Here is a 24,101-nt window from a genome sequence, read left to right on the forward strand (position 1 = left end):
ATTTCCTAGAGAAAAAATGAGACGTTTTCCAACAGCATGCGCAGGGTATATCCGAAATATAGCTAAAAGCAGCGACTACCTAGACTTACGTCCAATGGGCACCCTGCGCTCAGGGGCCGACCATGGTTGAACGATCTGACAACAACAATTCGAAAAGACTGCGGTAATAGTGATGAGTAAAGCGGACGCCTTCACCCAGGCAGGGAAAACCGCGGTATTGCAGAACATTCAGGGCACCCTGCAATTCCTCCAGCGTTTCCCGCCCTTCAATCAGATGGAACACGCCCACCTGGCCTATCTGGTGGAGCAATGCCAGCTGCGTTTCTACGCTCCCGGCGACAGCATCATCAAACCGGCCGACGGCCCGGTTGAGCATTTCTACATCGTCAAGCAGGGCCGGGTGGTGGGCGAACGTCCGCACACGGCCAAGGGCGGTACCGAAACCACCTTCGAAATCACCACCGGCGAGTGTTTTCCCCTCGCCGCGTTGCTGGGGGAACGGGCGACGCGAACTGAGCACTTGGCCGCTGAAGATACGTTCTGTCTGCAACTGAACAAACTGGCCTTTATCAAGCTGTTCGCCCTCTCCAATACCTTTCGCGACTTCGCCCTGCGCGGGGTCAGCAGCCTGCTGGATCAGGTCAACCAGCAAGTCCAGCAAAAAGCCGTGGAAACCCTCGGCACGCAATATTCCCTGAACACCCGGCTGGGCGAACTGGCCATGCGTCACCCGGTGACCTGCAGCCCGGCCACGCCCCTGCGCGAAGCCGTGACCCTGATGCATGAGCAGCAGGTCGGCAGCATCGTGATCGTGGACGAGCAGAAAGCACCGCTGGGGATTTTCACCCTGCGCGACCTGCGCCATGTGGTGGCGCAAGGCATCAATGACTTCAACGAAGCGATCGAGCGCCACATGACTCGGGCACCGTTTTTCCTGACGCCGGATCACAGCGCCTTCGATGCCGCGATTGCGATGACCGAACGGCACATCGCCCACGTCTGCCTGGTCAAGGACCATCGCCTGTGTGGCGTGGTGTCCGAGCGGGATCTGTTTTCCCTGCAACGGGTTGACCTGGTGCACCTGGCGCGGACCATCCGCAGTGCGCAAAAAGTCGAAAACCTGGTGGCGATGCGCGGCGAAATCGGCCAATTGGTGGAACGCATGCTGGCTCACGGCGCGTCCTCGACCCAAATAACCCACATCATCACATTGCTCAACGACCACACCGTGTGCCGGGTGATCGAACTGACCCTCGCCGAGAAAGGCGACCCCGGCGTGCCGTTCAGTTGGCTGTGCTTCGGCAGCGAAGGTCGGCGCGAGCAGACGCTGCACACCGATCAGGACAACGGCATTCTGTTCGAAGCCCGGGACGCGGCGCATGCCGCCGAGCTTCGCGGCAAGCTGCTGCCCATCGCCCAACAGATCAACCACAGCTTGGCGCTCTGCGGCTTCACCCTGTGCAAGGGCAACATCATGGCCGGCAACCCCGAGCTGTGTCTGTCCCGGGCCGAGTGGGCGCGGCGGTTCGCGGCGTTTATTCGCGAAGCGACGCCGGAGAACCTGCTGGGTTCGAGCATCTATTTCGACTTGCGGGTGGTCTGGGGCGACGAGCAAGGCTGCGAGCAACTGCGCCGGGGGATTCTCGAACAGGTGGCGGACAACCGTTTGTTCCAGCGAATGATGGCCGAGAACGCGTTGCGCAATCGTCCGCCCGTAGGACGTTTCCGTGAGTTCGTGCTGGCGCGCAAGAATGGCGAGAAAGCCACGCTGGACCTCAAAGTCCAAGGGCTGACGCCGTTTGTGGATGGCGCCCGTTTGCTGGCCCTGGCCAATGGCATCGAAGCCAACAACACCCAGGAACGTTTTAGGCAACTGGTGGAAAAAGAAGTCATCGACCGCCTGGACGGTGCGGCATACGAAGAGGCCTATCACTTCATCCAGCAAACCCGCATGCAGCAACATCAACTACAGACCCGGGAGAACCTGCCCTACTCCAACCGCGTCGATCCCGACAGCCTCAATCATCTGGATCGGCGCATCCTGCGTGAATCCCTGCGCCAGGCCCAACGCCTGCAAAGCAGCCTGACCCTGCGGTATCAGCTATGAGCCTGTTTTCCTGGCTGCGCCCGGCAACCCCGCTGCTGGCCGAGGACCTGCAACTACGCCTGCAACACTTGCCACTTGGCGCCGAGCTGCGCGAATGCAGTTTGCGCGAGCAGCGCTGGGTGGTGCTGGACCTGGAAACCACCGGGCTGAATCTGAACAAGGATCGGGTGCTGTCCATCGGCTCGGTGGTGATCGAGGACGGGGCGATCGATTTCAGTCAGCAATTCGAACGCACCCTGCAATGCGTTGATATGAAACTGGCGCCGAGCATGCTGATCCATGGCTTGGGGCCGAGCGCGATTGCCGCTGGTAGCGACCCGGCCGAGGCGTTGCTGGAGTTCATGGAGTTCCTGGGCGACAGCCCGGTGCTGGCGTTTCATGCGCCGTTCGATCAACACATGCTTGGGCGGGCGCTGAAAGATCATCTGGGCTACAAGTTGCAGCATCCGTTTCTGGATGTAGCGGACATCGCGCCGCTGCTCTGCCCCCAGGCGAATATCCGCGAGGCGGGGCTGGATGAGTGGATTGACTGGTTCAAGCTCGAAGTCTTCGAACGGCATAACGCCAGTGCCGATGCGTTGGCTACGGCGGAATTGGCGTTGATTTTGTTCAGTCGGGCGCGGCAGCAGCAGATTCATAGCCCGTTGAATCTGCAGCAGCGGATCAGCCAGTGGAAACGGCGGCAGTGGGCGCCGTCCTTCTGAATCTGCGGCGTTTGTTCTGGCGCCTTCGCGGGCAAGCCTCGCTCCTACGGGTTCGTGTCGGACGCGAAATGGACGACGACACAAAACCTGTAGGAGCGAGGCTTGCCCGCGAAGAACGATAACGCGGTCTAACTGAATACCCTCGCGGCACTCTCCCGACCAGCGTTAATTGCTTACCTCCCCCACCTCTGACACAATCGCGAACAATTCTCGTTAGTTAACACTTCCCAATCGGTGATGCTACGTGTCGTCAGTCCAAGGCCCCCACAGTGAGCTCGTTGGTGCGTTATATCGCGACCATCGCGGTTGGCTATTGGCCTGGCTGCGCCGCAACGTGGCCTGTCCGCAACGGGCCGAGGACCTGAGTCAGGACACCTTTGTCCGCCTGCTCGGTCGTGACGAACTCAAGGAACCGCGCGAACCCCGGGCGTTTCTGGTGGCCATCGCCAAAGGCCTGCTGTTCGACTATTTCCGCCGCGCTGCGCTGGAACAGGCCTACCTCACTGAATTGATGCTGATCCCCGAGGGCGAACAACCGTCGGTGGAAGAGCAGCAAATGATCCTCGAAGACCTCAAAGCCATCGACCGCTTGCTCGGCAAACTCTCGAGCAAGGCCCGGGCGGCATTTCTCTATAACCGCCTCGACGGTCTGAGCCACGCCGAAATCGCCGAAAAACTCGGTGTGTCTGTGCCACGGGTGCGTCAGTACCTGGCCCAAGGCATTCGCCAGTGCTACATCGCGCTGTACGGTGAGCCGGTATGAGTCCGGCCAGTTCAAAACCGGTGTCGGCACACGTGCTGGATGCGGCGATTGCCTGGCAACTGTCTCTGGATTCCGGCAGCCCGATCGAGCGCGAAGAGTTCGCCAAATGGCACGCCGCCCACGAAGAACATGCCCGCGCCTGGCGCCAACTGGGCATGCTCGACCAGCGCTTCAGCGTCGCCAACGGCCCGGCCCGCACCGCGTTGCTGCAATCGCGGGAAAGCATCCGACGGCGGGTGCGCAAGCTCGGCAGTGGCTTGGCCAGTGTTGTCGCGGTGATTGGTTTGGCGCTGTTCGCCGGTGATCGTTACCTGCCCGTCGACTATTGGCTGGCGGACCAGCGCACCGCCACTGGCGAACAACGCACCTTGCGTCTGGCCGACGGCACCGTGATCAACCTCAACACCCACAGCGCCGTGGATGTGCGCTTCGATGAGAAGCAGCGGCGGATCATCCTTCAGGACGGGGAAATCCTCGTCGAAACCGGGCATGGCGATGCCCGGCCGTTTATCGTCGAAACCCGCGAAGGCAGCATGCGCGCACTGGGGACGCGATTCCTGGTCAAGCGCGAAGAAGAAGGCACGCGGCTGAGCGTGTTGAAATCGGCGGTGGCGGCTCATCCCGAATCGAGCCCGGAAGAACAGATCCTGCGCGAAGGCCAGCAAGTACTGATGCGCAGCAATGGCCTGGGGCCAATCGTCGCGCTCAACCTCGGCGCCGACGCCTGGACCCGCGGCATGCTGGTGGTGGACAACGCACGGCTGGAAGACCTGGTACATGAACTCGGCCGCTACCGGCGCGGGCATCTGGGCGTGGCGCCGGAGATTGCCGATTTGCGCATTACCGGCAGCTTTCCATTGCACGACACCGACAAGGCGTTGAGCGCATTGCTGCCGACATTGCCGGTGCAGATTGAGCAGCACACGGCGTGGTGGGTGACGGTGGCGAAGGCTGACGTTAAGCCCTGAGTCTTGTGGCGCCCGATAAGCCGCCATCGCGGGCAAGCCTTGCTCCTACAGGTTTATGTCGTTCTCGGAATTACCGGTCGACATAAAACCCTGTAGGAGCAAGGCTTGCCCGCGATGGCGTCAGCAGCCCCACCACAAATCGTGAATCTAAATTATTTTCATCCAGCCCTATCACTTTTGCATTCTCGTCCGGCACCTAGGCAATTGAGAAGTATTCCCTTTCAGGAGCCGCTGTATGTCCCGTTCGCTCGACACCTTGTTGCGCCCCAGTTTGCTGGCGGTCGCCATTGCCCTTTGTGCCCCTCTGGCCAGCAGCCAACTGATCGCCGCTGAACAAGCGTCCAGCGTTCGCGCCTACAACCTGCCGGCCGCGCCGTTGGCCAGCACCCTGAACCAGATCGCCAGCCAGGCCGGTCTGGCGCTGGCGCTGAATCCGTCGTTGGCAGCGGGCAAGACCTCGGCGCCGGTCAACGGCCAGTTCGACGCCACCGCCGCTTTGCGTGAAGCCCTGCGCGGCACCGGTCTGCAATTGGAACAGAGCAGCACCGGCACCTACAGCCTGGTGGCCGTGCCCGAGGGCGTGATGGCGTTGCCGGAAACTTCCGTTATTGGTGTGCAAAATGCTGAAAGTGCCTGGGGCCCGGTCGATGGCTACGTCGCCACGCGCACCGCTGCTGGCACCAAGACCGACACTGCACTGGTTGAAGCGCCGCGTTCGATTTCCGTCGCCACCCGCCAGCAGATGGACGACCGCAGTGTGCATAGTCTGGATGACGCAGTGCGCTACATGCCCGGCATCACCGCCAGCAGCTATGGCAGCGACACCCGCGCCGACTGGCTGCGGGTTCGCGGTTTCGAGCCGACCCAGTTCCTCGATGGTCTGCCGCTGCCAAAAGGCGTGTACGCCAACCCGAAACAGGAAACCTGGAACCTCGACCGTCTCGCCCTGCTGCGTGGCCCGGCGTCCTCGGTTTACGGCCAGACCCCGCCGGGCGGTCTGCTGGACATGGTCAGCCGCCGTCCGAGTGACGTCGCCAGCAGCGAAATCCAGCTGCAATACGGCAGCGACAACCATCGCCAGATCAACTTCGCCAGCACCGGCAAAATCGACGACGCGGGTCAGTTCCTTTACGGCATCAGCGGCGTTGTGCGTGACAGCGATACTCAAATCGACCACATCGAAAACAAGCGCTACAACATCGCGCCGAGCCTGACCTGGAACATCGACGAAGACACCAAGCTCACCCTGCTGTCCCAGTTCACTCGCGACGATACCGGCATCACCAGCCAGTTCCTGCCAATTCAAGGCACCAAGATCCGTTCGCCGCTCGGCGATATTTCCCATCACAAAAACCTCGGTGACCCGGACTGGGAATACTACGACCGGACTTACTACGCACTGGGCTACGCGTTTGAACACCGCATCAACGATGTCTGGCAGTTCAAGCAAAACCTGCGTTACACCAAGTCCGACCTGTCCTTCCAGGCCCTTACCGTCGGCGCCTTTGCATTCAACCCTGTCGATGCCGATGGCAACGTGGGCCGTACCAGTACCTCTGTCGACGAAGACATCAGCCAGTTCGCGGTGGACAACAACTTCCAGGCCGACTTCGCCACGGGCGATATTCGCCATACCCTGCTGTTGGGTCTGGATCACCAACGCAACAACACCAACTTCGTCTCGATCTACGGCGACGGTCTGAAGACCAACGTCAACAATCCCATCTATGGTCAACCGATCGTCCGGCCACCTCGCTCGGCGGCGTACCTGGACTATGACCAGAAGACCAACCAGACCGGCCTCTATGTACAAGATCAGATGGCCCTGGACCAATGGCGCCTGACGCTCGGCGGCCGTGAAGACTGGGTCCACACCAGCACTCTGTTCAACAAAACCGATACGACAAACACTGATCGCGACAAGCATTTCAGCGGCAACGCGGCGATCAGCTATGTGTTCGACTCGGGTTTCGTGCCCTACCTGTCGTACGCCGAATCTTTCCAGACCACCACCGGCGCGGATGCCAGCTCTACCGAATCGCTCAAACCGACCGAAGGCAAGCAATGGGAAATGGGCGTCAAGTATCAGCCTGCGGGCAGCAAGACCCTGCTGACCGCTGCGGTGTATGACCTGACCCAGAAAAACGTCGCCGTTACCACCACCATCGGCAATACCCCGATCACTAGCCAGACCGGCGAAGTCAACGTCAAAGGCCTGGAACTGGAAGCGACTTCAGACGTCACCGACAACCTGAAAGTGATCGCTTCCTACACCCTGGCCAAGTCTGAAGTGCAGAAAGGCGACTTCAAGGGTAACCGTCTGCAACTGATGCCAAACCAGCAAGCCTCGTTGTGGACCGACTACACCTGGCACACGGGTGTGCTTGATGGCTTCGGTGTCGGCGGTGGCGTGCGTTACACCGGAAACACTTATGGCGATCAGGCCAACACCTGGCTGGGCAAGGCTGACGCCTACACCGTGTTCGACGCCGCCGTGCATTACGACCTCGGCCGTCTGGACAACAGCCTCAAGGGCGCGTCGCTGGCACTGAACGCCACCAACCTGTTCGACAAGGATTACATCTCCACCTGTGACAGCTACAACTGCTACTACGGCGACCAACGCAGCGTCGTCGCCAGTGCTTCTTACAAGTGGTAATCGCCTGACCTGACACGCCCTATGACCGAGCCGTCCCCTGTGGACGGCTTTGGTCTTTCTGAAGGCCATGAAATGAAAAGTAAAACAATTCGCCGCTGGTCCTGCATCCACACCTGGACCAGCCTGATTTGCACGGTGTTCCTGCTGATGCTGGCACTGACCGGTCTGCCGTTGATCTTCCACCACGAGATCGACCATTTGCTGGGCGATGCCGCCGAGTTGAAGGTGATGCCGGCCGATACGCCGCAGCTGGATTTGCAGCAGTTGGTGACGGCCGCCGAGAAACATCGTCCGGGCGAGGTCATGCAGTATTTCGGCTACGACGATGAAGACCCCAACGGCGTGATCGCGATCATGGCGAAAACCGCTGGCACCGAACCCAACTCGTCCCACACCTTCATGCTCGATGCGCGCACCGGTGAAGCGCTGGAAATGCCGTCGGCCAACGGTGGGCTGATGATGGTCATGTTGCGTCTGCACGTGGACATGTTCGCCGGGCTGCCGGGCAAGTTGTTGCTGGCGTTCATGGGAATCATGTTTGTGGCCGCCATCGTTTCCGGGACGGTGCTGTACCTGCCGTTCATGCGCCGTTTGAAATTCGCCACCGTGCGCCAGGATAAATCCACCCGCCTGCGCTGGCTCGACCTGCACAATCTGATCGGCGTGGTGACCCTGACCTGGGCGTTGGTGGTCGGCGTGACCGGCGTGATCAGCGCCTGCGCCGACCTGCTGATCGCTGCGTGGCGCAACGACAGCCTGAGCGCGATGGTCGCGCCCTACCGCGATGCGCCGCCGCTGACACAACTGGCACCCGCCACCCGCCTGCTCGACATCGCCCAGGAAGTCGCGCCGGGCATGCAGCCGGACTTCATCGCCTTCCCCGGCACGCGTTTCTCCAGCGAACACCATTACGCGGTGTTCATGAAAGGCAGCACACACCTGACCTCGCACCTGCTGACACCGGTGTTGATCGACGCCAGCACGCTGAAAGTCACCGCCGTGGCCGAGCGCCCGTGGTACATGGACGCGATGGGCATGTCGCAACCACTGCACTTTGGTGACTACGGCGGCATGCCGATGAAAATCCTCTGGGCGACCCTGGATGTACTGACCATCATCGTGCTCGGTAGCGGGGTTTATCTGTGGGTGGTGCGGCGCAAAGCGGCGAAACCGGTGCTGAATAAAGTGGAGAGCCCGGCATGAAACCCAGGCAGTCGAACTTCTGGAAAGTCTTCGCCACGCCGTTGGTGATCGCATTGCTCAGCGCTGCCGGGTTGTTCTCGGCATTGCTGGGCGATGGCGTGTGGGATGCGTTGAGCTGGCTGGGTCTGGGCATCCCCGCCGCCCTGGCCCTGCGCGGATTACTCCAACGCCGCTAATCCCCAGAAACACCACAATCCACTGTGGGAGCGAGCCTGCTCGCGAAAGCGGCCTATCAGGCAACATCAATGTCGACTGATAGGGCCTCTTCGCGAGCAGGCTCGCTCCCACAGGTTTGAGCCAGGTATTTCTGATCTTGAGGAATAGAACCAACGCGCTATGCTGCCCCGCACTGCCACCGATCGAGACGCTGCCATGTCCGCCCCGAGCATGACCCTGTTCCACAATCCTTTGTCACCCTACGTACGCAAAGTCATGGTGCTGTTGCACGAGACCGGTCAGACCGACCGCGTGGCCCTGCAACACAGCCAACTGACGCCGGTCAGCCCGGACCTGGCGCTGTGCGAAGACAACCCGCTGGGCAAGATCCCGGCCCTGCGCCTGGCCGATGGCAACGTGATCCATGACAGCCGAGTGATCCTCGACTACCTCGATCACCAGCACGTCGGTAATCCGCTGATCCCGCGTGACGGCCCGGCCCGCTGGCGGCGCCTGACCCTGGCCTCCCTGGCCGACGGGATCATGGACGCCGCAGTGATGATTCGCTACGAACAAGCCCTGCGCGCCCCGGAAAAACACTGGGACCAGTGGCTCGACGGCCAACGCGAGAAGATCCGCCGCGCCTTGGTGTTGCTGGAAACGGACGCGATTGCCGAACTGACCAGCCATTTCGATGTGGCGGCGATCAGCGTGGCGTGTGCCTTGGGTTACCTCGACCTGCGCCATCCGGACCTGGAATGGCGCGCGGCGAATCCTAAGCTGGCCGAGTGGTTTTTTGAGGTGAGTCAGCGGGCATCGATGTTGGCCACTATGCCTAAGGTTTAGATCTTCGCTGACTGTTCGGGCCTCTTCGCGAGCAGGCTCGCTCCCACATTGGAATGCGTCCCCCTGTGGGAGCGAGCCTGCTCGCGAAGGCACCACACCGAATCTAAAGGAAACAACCCGATAATCAGCGTCGCCAACACCTCCCCTTCCCGCTGATCCTCCCGCAACCCCAACGACCGGCTCATTCCACCGCTCCCATATCAAACTCCAGCGGCTTGGCTGTCTTCGCCCCGATCCCGTACCAGTCCAGTTTGCGGGTCAGCACCATGAACACACCCAGCAACCCGAACAGCAGCAGCGAGCCCATCAACAGCGCGTAATCCTCGGCACTCAACAAGCCGTAGAGCAAACCGTACAACCCCGCCAACCCAGCCGAAAAACTCAAGCCGTGGCGCACGCTGCGCAGCACGTGGCAAACATAAAAGCCAATCAGCAACACGCATCCGCTCGCCGACACCAGATACGCCAAAGCAAAACCGATGTGCTCGGACAGCGACAGTAGCAACAGGTAGAAGAACGCTAGGGCCACGCCGACCAGCGCGTATTGCACCGGGTGCACTGCGAGGCTTTTCAGCACTTCGAAGAGGAAGAAACCGGCAAACGTCAGCACGATAAACAGCAATGCATATTTGATCGCCCGATCGCTTTTCAGGTACTGGTCCACCGGGTCGATGAAGCTCACGCCGAAGCTGCGACCGTTGAACGCTTCACAGCCAGCGCCGGACACACAACTGCTCAACGCTTCTTGCAGGTTGGTGGAGAAGAACGAGGTTTGCCAATTGGCGGTGAAGCCCTGATCGGTGACTTCGCGTTGAGCCGGCAGGTAGTTGCCGATGAAGCTCGGATGCGGCCAGTTGGCGGCCAACGATACTTTGCTGGTCTTGCCCACTGGCAGCACTTGCAACTGACCGGTGCCCTGCAAACGCAGGTCAAAACCGAAGGCCAATTCCGTGGTTTTCTTCGCATCCAGCATCGGCAGCATGACGTGCACGCCCTCCCCCAAAAACCCCACCTGGCTGCCAGGAACGAAGTCCAGGCGTTGACCATCGAGTTCCAGTTTCAGCGCGTTTTCGATGCCGCGAATGTCGCTGATGCCGACGGCCAGAAACGGTCGGTCGAACTGATAATCGGCGAAGTCTTCCTTGATGCCCAATTGTTCAGGGATCGAGAAGTGGCCGCTGATGCGGTTATCGGCGTGAAACAACCGCGCTTCATAAATGCCCCGAGAACGCAGTTCGGTCTGAACGTTGCCATCCAGTTCAAAGCGTTCCGGCAAGAAGTACATACGACCCCGCTCTTCGCCGACTTCCTGGTAACGCTCGTTGGTTTTTTCGTTGAGCTTCCAGGTGCGCACCACTTTTCGATACGGCACCACCATCAGCGGCCCGCTCAGTTGTTGGCTGTAGCTGGAACTGCGGGCGATGTCTTCGAGCACACCGTCGCGCAGTTGCTGACGGTCCTGGATCACGCCGTTGATCATCAGCAGCGGGATCAGCAATAACAGAATCAGAAGGGCAATCGCCCCGAGTTTGATGGTCAGGTTGCGGTTCATTGGGTCTCTCCCTGTTCGAATGAGGGAGAGTTTGGGAGTTGTGTGTGGGGGTTTTGTGGGGGGAATGTGGAGAGTGTGTGGAAAGTGTTCCGGCAGGAAAATCCACCCCTCACCCTAACCCTCTCCCCAAGGGGTAGAGGGGACTGACCGAGGTGTTCTCGGAGCTACATCGACCTGAAATACCGAGTCGAACTCGGGTCTTAAGAGCGATGGAGATCGGCTCCCTTTCCCCCTCTCCCCTCTGGGGAGAGGGCTGGGGTGAGGGGTGGATCTATATTGGCAGCATAAGTATCACTTCAACCCCGCCCTCGACATTACCAATGCTCATCTCACCACCATGCAACTTAACCACTTCTTCGACGAAATTAAGCCCCAACCCAGTGCTTTTCCTGCCACTGTCCGGCCTTGGCAATGAGTAGAACCGCTCACTCAACCGCGGCAACGCATACTCGGGAATCGCCTCCGCCTGGTTGAACAGCCTGAACTCAACCTGCTCACCCACCCGCTCGGCACTGAAGCGCAACTGCCCTCGAATCGGGGTGAAATCCAGGGCGTTTTCCAGCAGATTGCCCAACGCCTGGCGCAACAGAAACGGCTCGCCGATCACGACCAGATCCGGAGCGATCACTTGTTCCACCCGCAACTGTTTACCCTCGATCCGCGCCGCCTGAGCATCCAGCAGCTCACCCACTAACGCGGCCAATGGCACTTCGACTCGCTCTTCCAGGCCTTGCCGCTGTTCGACCTGAGCCAAATTCAGCAACCGCTCGATCAACTGCTGCATCCGCGCACTTTCGCTGTCGATGTTGCTGACGAAACGCTGCTGCTGGGCCACGGGCATCTCACCTTGCAACAGTTCCGCCGCGCCGCGAATCGCCGCCAATGGGCTTTTCAATTCATGGGTCAGGGTGTGCACATAGCGCTCGACGTAGGCCTTGCCTTCCAGTTGCGTGCGCATCTGCTCGAGCGCTGTCGCCAGTTGTTCCAGTTCACCGCCGCGATAGTGCGGCACCTCGACCCGTCGGCCTTCGCTGACCGCTTGGGCGTAAGTCGTCAGCCGCCGCAGCGCCACGCTTAGCCACCAGGACAGCAATGCGCCGAACAACAAGCCGAGGCCGATCAATCCGGCGCCATACGCGAGCAGTCGCCGCTCGGTGCGATCAACGTAGGGTTGGAGCGAGCTGTTGGGCTTGGCCACGGTGACCTCGCCGATGATCTGGCCGTCGTCGCGGATCGGCGCGCCGACGTGCATCACCGAGGAAGTCGCGTCGTTGGGATCGCTGCGGGTCGAGCGCGCTCCGTATTCGCCGCGCAGGGTCAGGTAGACATCGTTCCAGCGCGAGTAATCCTGGCCCACTGCCGCGCCGCTAGAGTCCAGCACCACGATGCCTTTGGCGTCGGTGACGTAGATGCGGTGGTTGACCTGGTTTTTCGGCAGGCCCCAGATGCTCGCTTTTGGCTGTCGCTCGCCGTAGGCCTTGAGCAGTTGCGGCCAGTGATTCTGGTTGAGCGTCCCAGCCTTGAAGTCGTCACGCAGGATTTCGGCCATCAGGTTGGCGGTGTCCACCAGAGTTTCTTCGGTGGACTGCCGCACGCCGGGGCGGATTTCTTCCATGACGGTGTTGAGCACGAAATAACCGGTCAAACCGATAAACAGCACGTAGACCAGGAAAATCCGGATCCCCAACGACATCAGCTGTGCCCCGGGCTGTAGCTGTAGCCGAGGCCGCGATGGGTCTGGATCGGTTCGGCGTCGGCCCGTACCCGGCGCAGCTTGGCGCGCACGCTTTTGATGTGGCTGTCGATGCTGCGTTCGTAACCGGCGTCGGCGGCCACGCCCAGGGCATCAAGTAACTGTTCGCGGCTGAAGACGCGTTCGGGCTGTTCGAGCAGGCATTGCAGCAGGCGGAATTCGTGGCGGGTCAGGCTCAGGGGCTGGCCGCGATAGCTGATCTGTACCCGTTCGCTGTCGATGCAGAACAGCGTCGAGGCCCCTTCGGCTGAAGCACGTGGGGCCATGCGCTTCAGGATCGCCCGGACCCGCGCCGCCACTTCCCGGGGGCTGAACGGCTTGACCACATAATCGTCGGCGCCGATTTCCAGGCCCACGACGCGGTCGATCTCGGCATCGCGAGCGCTGAGAAAAATCACCGGCACGTCGCTGAATCGACGCAATTGCTTGCAGGTTTCGAAGCCGCTGATGTCCGGCAGTCCGATGTCGAGAATGATCAGGTCGGCCGGGGTCTGGCGCTGATGCTCAAGCGCCGCCGCGCCGAGGCTCACCCACGTGGTGGTGAAGCCTTCGCCCTGCAACGCAAAAATCAACGTGTCGGCAATGGCCGCTTCGTCTTCGACAATCAGGATATGAGGCATGGCGTCCGAGCACGGCAGTTAAGTTGCGCAACGGTGGCCCAAGCCTCACATCTCGTCAATCAGCAGTCGGGTTTATCCGCGGTAAAGCGTCGCGCCGGGTTCACCGCAGCGCCGAATTCACGCAGGGCCTTGGCGCCGATCAGTAGTGGGTAATTGAAGCTGCTGCGGTCGGTGAGGTTGACCTCGACCGTGCGCTTGACGTTGCCCAGGCACAGTTCCAGATCGACGACAGGACGCTTGGTGGGGGCGGCTTCGTCCTTCTCGTCTTCGTCTTCTTCGGAGCGGGTCTTGATCTTGCTGATCCGCGCGATCTTGTGCTCGTAGACCTTGTTGCTGGCGTCCTTGGTGCCGAGGCGGAACCGCACCCACTCGTCGCCGTCACGGGTGAACATTTCGATGTCCTTGGCCGACAGCGACGCGGTCAGGGCACCGGTGTCCATTTTGGCCTTGAGAACTTCACCGCCGATTTCCGGCAGCGCGATGTATTCGTAGCGCCCGTAGAGGGTCGGCTCGGCGGCCATGACCGGCAGGGCCACGAGGGTCAGCAGTGCAAGGAGGGATTTCACGTATTGGGCATCCATAAGGAGTGGGCAGCGGGATTTTAGACCTTTATCGGTTAGATCGTTCCCACGCTCTGCGTGGGAATGCCGCCATGGACGCTCTGCGTCCGCTTTGGGACGCGGAGCGTCCCGGGATGCATTCCCACGCAGAGCGTGGGAACGATCAGCCGCGTGGGGAACGATCGGTGGAAAGAGGTTAACCGTTCAGAGGTGAAACATTCGTCACCGCCGATTTGGCCTGCCGCCCGAAGCTGCTTATCATGGCGCGCCCAAAAGCTTCCAAGAGTTACTTATGCGCCGCCTGCTCACCGGCTGTTTCGTTACCCTCCTGCTGTTGCTCAACACCCTGGTCCTGTTCGGCCCGCTGATGGTGTTTGCCTTGCTCAAACTGGTCCTGCCCGGGCGTTTTCGCGACTATGCCTCGTGGTCGGTGATGTGGATCGCCGAGACCTGGGCCGAAATCGACAAGCTGATCTTCCGGCTGTGCATCCCCACCCAATGGGACATTCGCGGCGGCGATGACCTGCGCGGCGACACCTCGTATCTGGTGATCAGCAACCACCAGTCCTGGGTCGATATTCCGGCGCTGATCCAGACCCTGAACCGGCGCACGCCGTTCTTCAAATTCTTCCTCAAGAAAGAACTGATCTGGGTGCCGTTCCTCGGCCTGGCCTGGTGGGCGCTGGATTACCCGTTCATGAAGCGCTACACCAAGGCGTTTCTGGCGAAGAATCCTGAATTGGCCGGGCATGATCTGGAGATCACCAAAGCGGCGTGCGAGCTGTACAAGCGTCAGCCGGTGACGGTGGTGAATTACCTGGAAGGCACGCGTTTTACCGCGGTCAAACGCGCTCAGCAGCAATCACCGTTCACCCACTTGCTCAAGCCCAAGGCTGGCGGCGTGGCGTTTGTGCTGGCGGCCATGGGCGAACAGCTGGACGCCATCCTCGATGTGACGGTGGTGTATCCGCAGCAGAAGATTCCGGGGTTCTGGGATTTGATCAGCGGCAACGTGCCGAAGGTCATCATCGACATCCAGACCCGCGAACTGGACCCGGCGTTGTGGCAGGGGGATTACGAAAACGATCCGCAGTTTCGCGAAACCATCCAGAACTGGGTCAACCAGCTCTGGATCGAGAAGGACCGGCGCATCGACGCGTTGCGCGTCGAGCGTTGCTGAATCAGCTACCGGAACCGGCGCCCCAAATCCCGCCCAGGCTTTCCAGCAATGGACCGCCAACGCCCTGGCCGCCAAGGTACTGGAGGATCACCGGGGCAAACTGGCCGACCATCCCGCTGTCCATGCCCAGCGCACCGAATGCACTGTTCAGGTCATTGGTGTTCTTCACATTGCCCAAGGCATTTTCCAGGCCGGCCGATTTACCGGACGAACCGAGCAACCCACTCAGGGCGCCCAATTGACCGCCACCACCCGACAGCTTGTCCAGCCCCGGCACGCTTTTGGCCAGTTGCGAATAATCGGTGTTGCTCAGTTGATTCTTCGCCAATCCCAGCATCGCCGCGGTGCCACCGACGGCTTGCTCGGGCTTTACATTCAACTGCGAAGTCAGCGCGCCGAGCAGTCCAGCGGTTTCCTGCGTCGGGGCGGCGGCAGTGGCGACGTTACCGCCCTGCATGCTCGAAGCCGCTTTGGTCACATCGTCCAGGCTGAACCCGGCGAAGACCGGGCTGGCCGCCAGGGTCATAAGCGAAGCCAGTGCAAAACCGCGTGAAATCTTCATCGAGACAACCTCTTTAGGCATAAACCGCCCACCCATGGGCGGCGAAAAACTGTGCGTTCGACTGACATCCCCGAGGATTGTTCCCACCCTACCCTGTGGGAGCGGGCTTTTGTGGCGAGGGGGCTTGTCGGAATGCCGCACCACCCCGTTGGGTCGCGAAGCGGCCCCTGCATTTTCCAGGCAGACCGCATTCAACGGACTGACGACTGCTTCGCAGCCGAACGGGGTGGTGCGGCATTCCGACAAGCCCCCTCGCCACATAAGCCTCAGTCACAAAGAGTTTCTTCGTGCTGCATCCAGTCTAGACCCCGCCGCGTATATCTAGCACGGACAGACACTTCTGGCCGATGCTCTCCCAGAAGGGTCACCCCCGTGAATGGAACAACCGCGCGCCGTGGACTAACCTCTTCGCAGCCCACCATCGCTCCTTCGATTGCCTGGAGAACCGTTATTGCCATCGCCGACACCGATCAGCTCCGGCAGCTTCTGGCCCAGTGTTCACTGGGGGACCGCCGCGCGTTCGAGACGCTCTACCGCAGCGTCGGCCCGCGTTTGTATGGTGTTGCCCTGCGCTTCATGGGCCGCCATGACCTGGCCGAAGAAGTGTTGCAGGAAAGCTTCGTGCGGATCTGGAATAACGCCTCGCGCTATGAATCACACCTGTCGGCGCCGCTGACCTGGATGATCAACATCACCCGCAACCAGGCCATCGATCAGTTGCGCAAGCACCGCGACCGGCCGTTGACCGATCTGGAAGAACTGGCACTGGTGGATGAAAGTCCGTCGGCCCACGAATTACTCAATAGCCGTCGCGAAGCCAAGGCCCTGAACCGCTGCCTGGAAAGCCTCGAAGGCATGCAGCGTCAATCGATCACTGTCGCGTACTTTCAAGGGCTGTCCTGCTCTGAACTGGCCGAGCATTTGGCCGCACCGCTGGGTTCGGTCAAATCCTGGATTCGCCGCGGTATGGAGCGCCTGCGCAGGTGCCTTGAATCATGAACTACCAAACCCCGCCCCTGCGCCGCGCCCTCGCCGCCGATTACGCCATCGGCTTGATGCCTGCTGCGGCGCGCCGACGTTTTGAACAATTGCTGCTGGAGGATGCGGCATTGCGCGCAGAACTGGCGCACTGGCAGGAAAGCCTGGCCAGTTTGACCGAATCCCTGCCTGAACAACCGGTGCCAGAGCATGTGTGGCAGGGGATCACCGCGCGGATCGAACCGCAGCGGCTGCACGTGCCCGAGAAGCGTTCATTCTGGAACTGGATGCGGGTGACGGCGGCGATAGGCTCGCTGGTGGTGGTCGTGTTCCTGAGCATGCTCTACAACCGCGACGATGCCCGCTACAGCGCCACCCTGCTCAGCGCCGACGCACAACCTGCATTGAAAGTTGAAGCCCACGCGAATTTCCTGAACGTCGAGCCGCTGACCTTGGCTGCGGTTGATCCGGGACGCAGCCTGGAGTTGTGGGCGATACCGGCGGACGGCAAACCGATTTCCCTCGGCGTGATTCCGGCGGGCGGCAAAGGCAAGGTTGAACTCAGTGATGCGCAGAAAGCGTTGATCGGCAAACCGATTGCGTTGGCGGTGAGCCTGGAGCCCAAGGGTGGCTCGCCGACCGGGCAACCGACGGGGCCGGTGTTGTATCAAGGGGCGCTGGCGGCGTTGTGAGCAAACAGCAAGATGATGATCGTTCCCACGCTCCGCGTGGGAATGCTTCCAGTGACGCTCCGCGTTACGCTTTGGGACGCGGAGCGTCCCGGGCTGCATTCCCACGCAGAGCGTGGGAACGATCGGCGACCCTGAGGTCGCCGTTTTGCATGGTGTGAAGCCTTACGCCGCGCTGAACAACTTGTGCGGATCGATCACAAACTTCTTCGGTACGCCGGCATCGAACTCGCCGTAGCCACGTGGCGCGTCATCAAGGCTGATGACTTCCACGCCGACGATGTCGGCAATGTGAATGCGGTCCCACATGATCGCCTGCATCAACTGACGGTTGTACTTCATCACGGGCGTCTGGCCAGTGTGGAAGCTGTGGGATTTGGCCCAGCCCAGACCGAAGCGAATGCTCAGGCTGCCCATTTTCGCGGCAGCATCCACAGCACCCGGATCTTCAGTCACGTACAGGCCCGGAATACCGATTTTGCCGGCAACCCGTACCACGCCCATCAGCGAGTTGAGCACGGTGGCCGGTGCTTCGTGTTTCACACCGTCATGACCGTGACCGCGCGCTTCGAAGCCCACGGCGTCGACGGCACAATCCACTTCAGGCTCGCCCAGTAGCGCGGCGATTTGTTCGTGCAGCGGGGTGTCGAGGGACAGGTCGGCGATTTCGAAACCCTGGGCCTTGGCGTGGGCCAGGCGCACGGTGTTGACGTCACCGATGATCACCACCGCCGCGCCCAGCAGGCGAGCGGAAGCGGCAGCGGCCAGACCGACAGGGCCGGCGCCCGCGATGTACACGGTGCTGCCCGGGCCAACGCCGGCAGTCACTGCGCCGTGGTAACCGGTCGGCAGGATGTCGGAGAGGCAGGTCAGGTCGCGGATTTTTTCCATCGCGCGATCGCGGTCCGGCAGTTTCAGCAGGTTGAAGTCGGCGTACGGCACCATCGCGTATTCCGCCTGGCCGCCGGTCCAGTCACCCATGTCGACATAACCGTAAGCTCCGCCGGGACGGGCCGGGTTAACGCTCAGGCAGACACCGGTGTGCATCTCTTTGCAGGAACGGCAGCGCCCGCAAGCGACGTTGAACGGGACGGACACCAGGTCGCCGATTTGCAGATTCTCGACGTCGCTGCCCTTCTCGATCACTTCACCGGTGATTTCGTGACCCAGGACCAGGCCGGTTTGAGCAGTGGTACGACCGCGCACCATGTGCTGATCAGAACCACAGATGTTGGTGGACACTACGCGCAGGATCACAGCGTGATTAATCTTCCTGCCGCGCGGGTCCTGCATTTTGGGATAGTCGATTTTCTGTATTTCGACCTTGCCGTTGCCGAGATACACGACACCACGATTACCAGACATGCTTTCACCTCGCTGTTGTTTTTATGTAGCGGTCGCGTCGCCATGGAGCGGCGGCGCGTTGATTGCTCGGGTTATTGCCTGTGTCTTTTGTGTTGTTTGTTACGCCGCCATCGCGAGCAAGCTCGCTCCCACAGTGGATCGGGGGTGTACACAACGTCTTCGAACCACACAAAACCCTGTGGGAGCGAGCTTGCTCGCGATAGCGATCTAAAGAACGACGGTGCGATTGGCGTTCAAAAACACTCGTCTCTCAATGTGATACCCCACGGCCCGCGCCAACGTCAGCCCTTCAATATCCCGCCCCTTGGCGATCAAATCTTCCGGGTAATGACTGTGGTCCACGACCTCCACGCCCTGGGCGATGATCGGGCCTTCGTCCAGATCGTTGTTGATGTAGTGCGCCGTGGCGCCGACCAGTTTCACGCCTTTGTTGTAGGCCTGGTGATACGGCTTGGCGCCCTTAAAACCCGGCAGCAGGGAGTGGTGAATGTTGATCGCCTTGCCGTCGAGTTTGCGGCACAGCTCCGGCGACAGAACTTGCATGTAACGGGCAAGGATCACCAGTTCGGCGCCGGACTCTTCGATCACCTGCAACACCTGGCGCTCTTGCGACGGTTTGTCGTTCGGGTCGAGGGGGAAGTGGTAGTACGGAATCTGGTGCCAGTCCGCCAACGGCTTGAGGTCCGGGTGATTGGAAACCACGGCGGCGACGTCCATCGACAACTGGCCGATGCGCTGGCGGTAGAGCAAGTCGTTGAGGCAGTGATCGGCCTTGGAGACCATGATCACCACTTTTGGCCGGTAGTTCGGTGGGGTCAGTTCGAAGATCATGCCGAAGGCTTGGCCACGTTCTTCGAGGCCGGCGCGGAAGGCTTGTTCGTCGAAGCCGTCAGGCTGGCGAAATTCCACGCGAATGAAGAAACGACCCGAGAGCCGGTCATCGAAAGAGTGGTGCTCGGTGACGTAGCAGCCCTGCTCGAACAGAAAGCGGGTCACCGCATCCACGGTGCCGAGGACGCTTGGGCAGTCGGCGGTCAGAATCCATGTGTCTGGGGCGCGGCTCATAGTGCGGTGACTCCTGTTCATTGTGCTGGGTGTCAGGGAAATCCACCCCTCACCCTAACCCTCTCCCCAAAGGGGCGAGGGGACTGACCGAGTTGTTCTTGGAGCTACATCGACCTGTAATACCGAGTTGAACTCAGGCTCTTCAAAAGCGATTTAAAGCCAGACACAAAAACTAAAAACACTGGAGATCGGCCCCCTTTCCCCCTCTCCCCTCAGGGGAGAGGGGTGGGGTGAGGGGTGGCTTTTAAGCCTGGACGCTAAGCCCGTACTCAGCCGCCGCATCCTGCAACCACAACCACCAGTAATCCGAGAAGCTGCGACGAATCAGCAGTTCCCAGGTGTCTTCGGCGGTGTGGCGAATCACCAATTGCGACTTGGCGAATACCGTGCCGACTGCCTTGCCCACCGGAAAACTGTTGGGGTGCACGTCGTAGCTGGTGGATTTCATCAACACCTGGCGCACGTTCGGGCCGCTCAGTTCGAGGATCTGCTGGCCGCCGCTGACGTTGACGATCTGGATATGCAAATCGCCCAGCGCTTCACGCAGCTTTTGCTCGGCGGCGAATTCTTCGCCGGTCGGCACGATCAGCAGCCATTCATCCGGGCCCATCCATTGCAGGCTGGTTTCGCCTTTGACGATGACGCTCAATGCGCCCGGCAGTTCGATGCCCAGGGCCTTGTGTACGCCAGCGCTGAATGCGGCATCGTGGCCATCGCCACGGATGGTCAGGTGACCGAGGAGTTTTTTCTCACGCACGATCACGCCGGCGTTTTTACGGCCCTTGCCCACCAGGCTGGCGAGGTCGGCGTGATGCAGCGACGACTCGGCCTTGGCCCCGGTGGTTGGGCGTTGTTGGTACACATTGGCTGCGGTCATAAAGCACCTTTCTTTTGTTGATCGTTCCCACGCTCTGCGTGGGAATGCCGCCATGGACGCTCTGCGTCCGCTCTTGGGACGCGGAGCGTCCCGGGATGCATTCCCACGCGGACGGTTCGACGCCTCGACGTGGGAACGATCAGTGTCAGATGTTCTGGCGATCACCCTTCGGATCGAAGAACACCGAAGAAACAATCTCCGCCTCGATCACGCTGCCATCGGCCAGCGGTGCGAACACTCGCTCACCCAGGCGTTTCAAGCCGCCCTTCACCACGCCCATGGCAAACGAATAGCCCAGGGAGTTGTGCGCGTAGCTGGAAGTCACGTGACCAACCATAGTCATCGGGATGGTTTGCTTGGTGTTGAACACCAGTTGCGCGCCTTCCGGCAGCCATTTGGTCGGATCGATCGGCTTCAGGCCCACCAGTTGCTTGCGTTGATCACGCACGCAGTCTTCACGGTTCATGCCACGTTGGCCGATCCACGAGAACGGTTTGGTGCGACCGACACACCAGCCCATGTTCAAGTCATCGGGGGTCATCGAGCCGTCGGTGTCTTGGCCGACGATGATGAAGCCCTTCTCGGCCCGCAGTACGTGCATGGTTTCGGTGCCGTACGGGGTCAGGTTGTACTGCTTGCCCGCCGCGACGATTTTTTCGAGCACGCCCATGGCGTAGTCGGCTTGCACGTTGACTTCGTACGACAGCTCACCGGTAAACGAAATCCGGAACACCCGCGCCGGCACACCGCCGACCAGGCCTTCTTTCCAGGTCATGAACGGGAAGGCTTCGTTGGTCAGATCAATGTCGGTGACTTCGCTGAGCAGCTTGCGGCTGTTCGGCCCGGACAGGGTCATGGTTGCCCAGTGATCGGTCACGGAGGTGAAGTACACCTTCAGGTCTGGCCATTCGGTCTGTTGGTAGATTTCCAGCCATTGCAGCACGCGTGCAGCGCCGCCGGTGGTGGTGGTCATCACGAAATGGTTGTCGGCCAGGCAAGCGGTTACGCCGTCGTCGAAGACCATGCCGTCTTCTTTGCACATCAGACCGTAGCGGGCCTTGCCCACATCGAGCTTGGTCCAGGCGTTGGTGTAGATGCGGTTCAGGAACTCACGGGCATCCGGGCCCTGGATGTCGATCTTGCCCAGGGTCGAAGCGTCCAGCAGGCCGACGCTATCGCGCACGGCTTTGCATTCGCGTTTTACGGCGGTGTGCAGGTCCTCACCGTTTTTCGGGAAGTACCATGGGCGTTTCCACTGACCGACGTCTTCGAATTCAGCACCGTTTTTCACGTGCCAGTGATGCAGCGCGGTGAAACGCACCGGTTCGAAGATGTGCCCACAGTGACGACCGGCCACGGCGCCGAAGGTCACCGGCGTGTAGTTCGGGCGGAACATGGTGGTGCCCATCTGCGGGATGGTCACGTTCAGCGAACGGGCGGCGATCGCCAGGCCGTTGACGTTGCCGAGCTTGCCTTGGTCAGTACCGAAGCCCAGCGCGGTGTAGCGTTTGACGTGCTCGACCGACTCGAAACCTTCGCGGGTCGCCAGTTCGATGGCGGCAGCGGTGACGTCGTTTTGCAGGTCGACGAATTGCTTCGGCGCACGAGCGGTGTTCTTTTCATGCGGCACTTGGAACAGCGCCAGGGTCGGCTCTTCGAGACGGCTCAGGGCTTTCGGCAAGGTGCCTTCGACCACGCTGAAACCGGCTTCACTGGCGGCACGAGCGCCACCTTCAAAACCATCGGCCAAGGAATCGCCGAGGCCGTAGACGCCGTTGATGCCACCGACGCACACGCGTTTCTGCGGGGCTTCGCCCGGTACAAAACCGAGAATGTCTTCACGCCAGGTCGGCTTGCCGCCCAAGTGCGAAGCCAAGTGAACCACCGGGCTGTAGCCACCGGAAGTCGCAACGAGGTCGCAGTCCAGCCATTCACCAGGACTGGTCACGGCGTGGCCTTTGACATCAATCGCGGCAATGCGCGCAGCGGTCACACGTTTGGTGCCGCGAGCCTCAATCACGGCGCTGCCGGTGAGGATGCGGATGCCTTTGGCGCGTGCTTCTTCAACCAGCGCACCGCGCGGATTGCTGCGGGCGTCGGCGATGGCGACGACTTGCAGGCTGGCGTCGAGCCAATCCAAAGCAACGCGGTAGGCGTGGTCGTTGTTGACACCCAGCACAAGCTTCTTGCCCGGTGCCACGCCATAACGGCGCACGTAAGTCGAGACAGCGCCGGCGAGCATGTTGCCCGGCACGTCGTTGTTGCCGTAGACCAGCGGACGCTCGCAAGCGCCGGTCGCCAGGACCACACGCTTGGCGCGAACCCGGTGGATGCGCTGACGCACTTGGCCAATCGGTGCGCGGTCGCCGAGGTGATCGGTCAGGCGCTCGTGAATGGTCAGGAAGTTATGGTCGTGGTAACCGTTGACCGTGGCGCGGGGCAACAGCAACACGTCCGGGGTGTCTTTCAGTTCGGCAATCACGCTGGCAACCCACTCGGTCGCCGGTTTGCCGTCGAGGCTTTCCCGGGAATCGAGCAAGCTGCCGCCGAACTCTTCCTGCTCATCGGCCAGGATCACGCGAGCACCGCTGCGCGCAGCGGCCAATGCAGCGGCCAGGCCAGCAGGGCCGGCGCCGACGATCAGCACGTCGCAGTGCTGGTTCATGTAGTCGTAGGTGTCCGGATCGTTCTCGGTCGGCGAGCGGCCCAGACCGGCGGCCTTACGAATGTACTTCTCGTAGGTCATCCAGAACGATTGCGGGTACATGAAGGTTTTGTAGTAGAAGCCCGGCGGCATCAGCTTGCCGCCGACCTTGCCGAGAATTCCCATCATGTCGTTGTTCACGCTCGGCCAGCCGTTGGTGCTGGTGGCGACCAAACCTTGATACAGCGCTTGTTGCGTGGCGCGCACGTTGGGGATTTGCGTGGCTTCGGTGGCGCCGATCTGCAGCACCGCGTTCGGCTCTTCGGCACCGGCGGCGAAGATGCCGCGTGGCCGGGAATACTTGAAGCTGCGACCGATGATATCCACACCGTTGGCCAACAAGGCTGCGGCCAGGGAATCGCCTTCAAAGCCTTTGTAGACCTGGCCGTTGAAGGTGAAGCTCAGCACTTTGTTGCGGTCGATCCGTCCGCCGTTGGACAGGCGATTGGTCTGGCTCATACCTTCTCTCCCAGAGCCGTGCTCGCCGCTTTCGGGCTATCGGTCTTGTCGGTGAATTGGGGCTTGGTGCCGATCTTGTAGGTTTCGAGAATCTCGTAGGTCACGGTGTCGCGGGTCGCGTTGAAGTACTGGCGGCAACCGGCGGCGTGGATCCACAGTTCGTGGTGCAGACCGCGCGGGTTATCGCGGAAGAACATGTAGTCGCCCCACTCCTCGTCAGTGCAGGAAGTCGGGTCGAGTGGGCGCGGGATGTGCGCCTGGCCGGATGCGTGGAATTCCTCTTCGGAGCGCAGTTCGCCGCAGTGAGGACAGAAGATATGCAACATGGGGA

Annotated in this window: 21 protein-coding genes; 11 read left to right on the forward strand and 10 right to left on the reverse strand. The window is 60.9% G+C overall.

Features of this window, described 5'->3' with window-relative positions; translation table 11 throughout:
• Positions 1-172: 172 nt before the first annotated feature.
• The 8 genes from BK667_RS28735 to BK667_RS28770 all read left to right on the forward strand — a co-directional run bounded on the left by BK667_RS28735 (position 173) and on the right by BK667_RS28770 (position 9,406).
• Positions 173-2,107, forward strand: coding sequence for a putative nucleotidyltransferase substrate binding domain-containing protein (locus tag BK667_RS28735; RefSeq protein ID WP_123599593.1), 1,935 nt, complete (start codon positions 173-175; stop codon positions 2,105-2,107).
• Positions 2,104-2,811, forward strand: coding sequence for a 3'-5' exonuclease (locus BK667_RS28740; protein WP_123599594.1), 708 nt, complete (start codon positions 2,104-2,106; stop codon positions 2,809-2,811). Before BK667_RS28735 ends, BK667_RS28740 begins: the two co-directional genes overlap by 4 nt.
• A 244-nt stretch (positions 2,812-3,055) precedes the next feature.
• Entirely contained in the window at positions 3,056-3,574 is a 519-nt protein-coding gene (locus BK667_RS28745; protein ID WP_123410409.1) for an RNA polymerase sigma factor, read from the forward strand.
• The gene (locus BK667_RS28750) at positions 3,571-4,542 is read left to right on the forward strand and encodes a FecR domain-containing protein (protein ID WP_123599595.1); all 972 of its coding nucleotides are present in this window, start codon (positions 3,571-3,573) and stop codon (positions 4,540-4,542) included. The genes BK667_RS28745 and BK667_RS28750 overlap by 4 nt, the downstream gene beginning before the upstream one ends.
• A 235-nt stretch (positions 4,543-4,777) precedes the next feature.
• Entirely contained in the window at positions 4,778-7,201 is a 2,424-nt protein-coding gene (locus BK667_RS28755) for a TonB-dependent siderophore receptor (protein WP_123599596.1), read from the forward strand.
• A 72-nt stretch (positions 7,202-7,273) separates the two neighbouring features.
• Complete coding sequence (locus BK667_RS28760) at positions 7,274-8,404, forward strand: PepSY-associated TM helix domain-containing protein (protein ID WP_123513265.1); 1,131 nt, start codon at positions 7,274-7,276, stop codon at positions 8,402-8,404.
• Positions 8,401-8,580 (forward strand): hypothetical protein, encoded by a 180-nt coding sequence (locus tag BK667_RS28765; RefSeq protein ID WP_123410405.1) that lies wholly within the window; start codon positions 8,401-8,403, stop codon positions 8,578-8,580. Before BK667_RS28760 ends, BK667_RS28765 begins: the two co-directional genes overlap by 4 nt.
• 196 nt (positions 8,581-8,776) lie before the next feature.
• Positions 8,777-9,406, forward strand: a complete 630-nt coding sequence (locus tag BK667_RS28770) for a glutathione S-transferase (RefSeq protein ID WP_123599652.1) — start codon at positions 8,777-8,779, stop codon at positions 9,404-9,406.
• A gap of 181 nt (positions 9,407-9,587) precedes the next feature.
• Here the strand turns inward: BK667_RS28770 and creD are convergent, their stop codons facing one another.
• The 4 genes from creD to rloA2 all read right to left on the reverse strand — a co-directional run bounded on the left by creD (position 9,588) and on the right by rloA2 (position 13,897).
• Positions 9,588-10,958 (reverse strand): cell envelope integrity protein CreD, encoded by a 1,371-nt coding sequence (gene creD, locus BK667_RS28780; protein ID WP_123599597.1) that lies wholly within the window; start codon positions 10,956-10,958, stop codon positions 9,588-9,590.
• Between the two features lie 271 nt (positions 10,959-11,229).
• Positions 11,230-12,651: a two-component system sensor histidine kinase CreC gene (gene creC / locus BK667_RS28785; RefSeq protein WP_123599598.1), complete on the reverse strand. Its 1,422-nt coding sequence runs from the start codon at positions 12,649-12,651 to the stop codon at positions 11,230-11,232.
• Entirely contained in the window at positions 12,651-13,331 is a 681-nt protein-coding gene (gene creB, locus BK667_RS28790) for a two-component system response regulator CreB (protein WP_123599599.1), read from the reverse strand. The genes creC and creB overlap by 1 nt, the downstream gene beginning before the upstream one ends.
• Positions 13,332-13,390: 59 nt before the next feature.
• A complete protein-coding gene (gene rloA2 / locus BK667_RS28795; protein ID WP_185058290.1) occupies positions 13,391-13,897 on the reverse strand; it encodes a retropepsin-like aspartic peptidase RloA2 in 507 nt (168 codons plus the stop codon).
• A 286-nt stretch (positions 13,898-14,183) separates the two neighbouring features.
• On the opposite strand from rloA2, the gene yihG reads away from it, so the two are divergent.
• Complete coding sequence (yihG, locus tag BK667_RS28800; RefSeq protein WP_123599601.1) at positions 14,184-15,071, forward strand: 1-acylglycerol-3-phosphate O-acyltransferase, YihG family; 888 nt, start codon at positions 14,184-14,186, stop codon at positions 15,069-15,071.
• Between the two features lies 1 nt (position 15,072).
• Here yihG and BK667_RS28805 read toward each other — a convergent pair whose 3' ends face one another.
• Positions 15,073-15,633, reverse strand: coding sequence for a DUF2780 domain-containing protein (locus tag BK667_RS28805; RefSeq protein ID WP_123599602.1), 561 nt, complete (start codon positions 15,631-15,633; stop codon positions 15,073-15,075).
• A 372-nt stretch (positions 15,634-16,005) separates the two neighbouring features.
• Between BK667_RS28805 and BK667_RS28810 the strand changes: the two genes are divergently transcribed.
• Both BK667_RS28810 and BK667_RS28815 read left to right on the forward strand, forming a co-directional pair.
• Positions 16,006-16,632: a sigma-70 family RNA polymerase sigma factor gene (locus BK667_RS28810; protein WP_123599603.1), complete on the forward strand. Its 627-nt coding sequence runs from the start codon at positions 16,006-16,008 to the stop codon at positions 16,630-16,632.
• Complete coding sequence (locus tag BK667_RS28815) at positions 16,629-17,303, forward strand: anti-sigma factor (protein ID WP_123599604.1); 675 nt, start codon at positions 16,629-16,631, stop codon at positions 17,301-17,303. The genes BK667_RS28810 and BK667_RS28815 overlap by 4 nt, the downstream gene beginning before the upstream one ends.
• Before the next feature lie 162 nt (positions 17,304-17,465).
• Here BK667_RS28815 and fdhA read toward each other — a convergent pair whose 3' ends face one another.
• From fdhA to BK667_RS28840, 5 genes are all read right to left on the reverse strand, one after another.
• Positions 17,466-18,665: a formaldehyde dehydrogenase, glutathione-independent gene (gene fdhA / locus BK667_RS28820; RefSeq protein ID WP_007947729.1), complete on the reverse strand. Its 1,200-nt coding sequence runs from the start codon at positions 18,663-18,665 to the stop codon at positions 17,466-17,468.
• Between the two features lie 207 nt (positions 18,666-18,872).
• Positions 18,873-19,730, reverse strand: a complete 858-nt coding sequence (gene purU / locus BK667_RS28825; RefSeq protein WP_123513155.1) for a formyltetrahydrofolate deformylase — start codon at positions 19,728-19,730, stop codon at positions 18,873-18,875.
• A gap of 244 nt (positions 19,731-19,974) precedes the next feature.
• Positions 19,975-20,607, reverse strand: a complete 633-nt coding sequence (locus BK667_RS28830) for a sarcosine oxidase subunit gamma (RefSeq protein WP_123513157.1) — start codon at positions 20,605-20,607, stop codon at positions 19,975-19,977.
• 145 nt (positions 20,608-20,752) lie between these two features.
• Positions 20,753-23,770, reverse strand: coding sequence for a sarcosine oxidase subunit alpha (locus BK667_RS28835; protein WP_123513159.1), 3,018 nt, complete (start codon positions 23,768-23,770; stop codon positions 20,753-20,755).
• Positions 23,767-24,096, reverse strand: coding sequence for a sarcosine oxidase subunit delta (locus tag BK667_RS28840; protein WP_123513161.1), 330 nt, complete (start codon positions 24,094-24,096; stop codon positions 23,767-23,769). The genes BK667_RS28835 and BK667_RS28840 overlap by 4 nt, the downstream gene beginning before the upstream one ends.
• Positions 24,097-24,101: the final 5 nt, after the last annotated feature.

This window comes from Pseudomonas frederiksbergensis (assembly GCF_003732705.1).
GTDB classification, from domain to species: Bacteria; Pseudomonadota; Gammaproteobacteria; order Pseudomonadales; family Pseudomonadaceae; genus Aquipseudomonas; species Aquipseudomonas frederiksbergensis_F.

What these genes read in the sequence shown, in the direction of transcription:
- BK667_RS28735 (WP_123599593.1), top strand. Translation starts at nt 173, where the DNA reads ATGAGTAAAGCGGACGCCTTCACCCAGGCAGGGAAAACCGCGGTATTG.
- BK667_RS28740 (WP_123599594.1), top strand. Translation starts at nt 2,104, where the DNA reads ATGAGCCTGTTTTCCTGGCTGCGCCCGGCAACCCCGCTGCTGGCCGAG.
- BK667_RS28750 (WP_123599595.1), top strand. Translation starts at nt 3,571, where the DNA reads ATGAGTCCGGCCAGTTCAAAACCGGTGTCGGCACACGTGCTGGATGCG.
- BK667_RS28755 (WP_123599596.1), top strand. Translation starts at nt 4,778, where the DNA reads ATGTCCCGTTCGCTCGACACCTTGTTGCGCCCCAGTTTGCTGGCGGTC.
- BK667_RS28760 (WP_123513265.1), top strand. Translation starts at nt 7,274, where the DNA reads ATGAAAAGTAAAACAATTCGCCGCTGGTCCTGCATCCACACCTGGACC.
- BK667_RS28765 (WP_123410405.1), top strand. Translation starts at nt 8,401, where the DNA reads ATGAAACCCAGGCAGTCGAACTTCTGGAAAGTCTTCGCCACGCCGTTG.
- BK667_RS28770 (WP_123599652.1), top strand. Translation starts at nt 8,777, where the DNA reads ATGTCCGCCCCGAGCATGACCCTGTTCCACAATCCTTTGTCACCCTAC.
- creD (WP_123599597.1), bottom strand. Translation starts at nt 10,958, where the DNA reads ATGAACCGCAACCTGACCATCAAACTCGGGGCGATTGCCCTTCTGATT.
- creC (WP_123599598.1), bottom strand. Translation starts at nt 12,651, where the DNA reads ATGTCGTTGGGGATCCGGATTTTCCTGGTCTACGTGCTGTTTATCGGT.
- creB (WP_123599599.1), bottom strand. Translation starts at nt 13,331, where the DNA reads ATGCCTCATATCCTGATTGTCGAAGACGAAGCGGCCATTGCCGACACG.
- yihG (WP_123599601.1), top strand. Translation starts at nt 14,184, where the DNA reads ATGCGCCGCCTGCTCACCGGCTGTTTCGTTACCCTCCTGCTGTTGCTC.
- BK667_RS28805 (WP_123599602.1), bottom strand. Translation starts at nt 15,633, where the DNA reads ATGAAGATTTCACGCGGTTTTGCACTGGCTTCGCTTATGACCCTGGCG.
- BK667_RS28815 (WP_123599604.1), top strand. Translation starts at nt 16,629, where the DNA reads ATGAACTACCAAACCCCGCCCCTGCGCCGCGCCCTCGCCGCCGATTAC.
- fdhA (WP_007947729.1), bottom strand. Translation starts at nt 18,665, where the DNA reads ATGTCTGGTAATCGTGGTGTCGTGTATCTCGGCAACGGCAAGGTCGAA.
- purU (WP_123513155.1), bottom strand. Translation starts at nt 19,730, where the DNA reads ATGAGCCGCGCCCCAGACACATGGATTCTGACCGCCGACTGCCCAAGC.
- BK667_RS28830 (WP_123513157.1), bottom strand. Translation starts at nt 20,607, where the DNA reads ATGACCGCAGCCAATGTGTACCAACAACGCCCAACCACCGGGGCCAAG.
- BK667_RS28835 (WP_123513159.1), bottom strand. Translation starts at nt 23,770, where the DNA reads ATGAGCCAGACCAATCGCCTGTCCAACGGCGGACGGATCGACCGCAAC.
- BK667_RS28840 (WP_123513161.1), bottom strand. Translation starts at nt 24,096, where the DNA reads ATGTTGCATATCTTCTGTCCTCACTGCGGCGAACTGCGCTCCGAAGAG.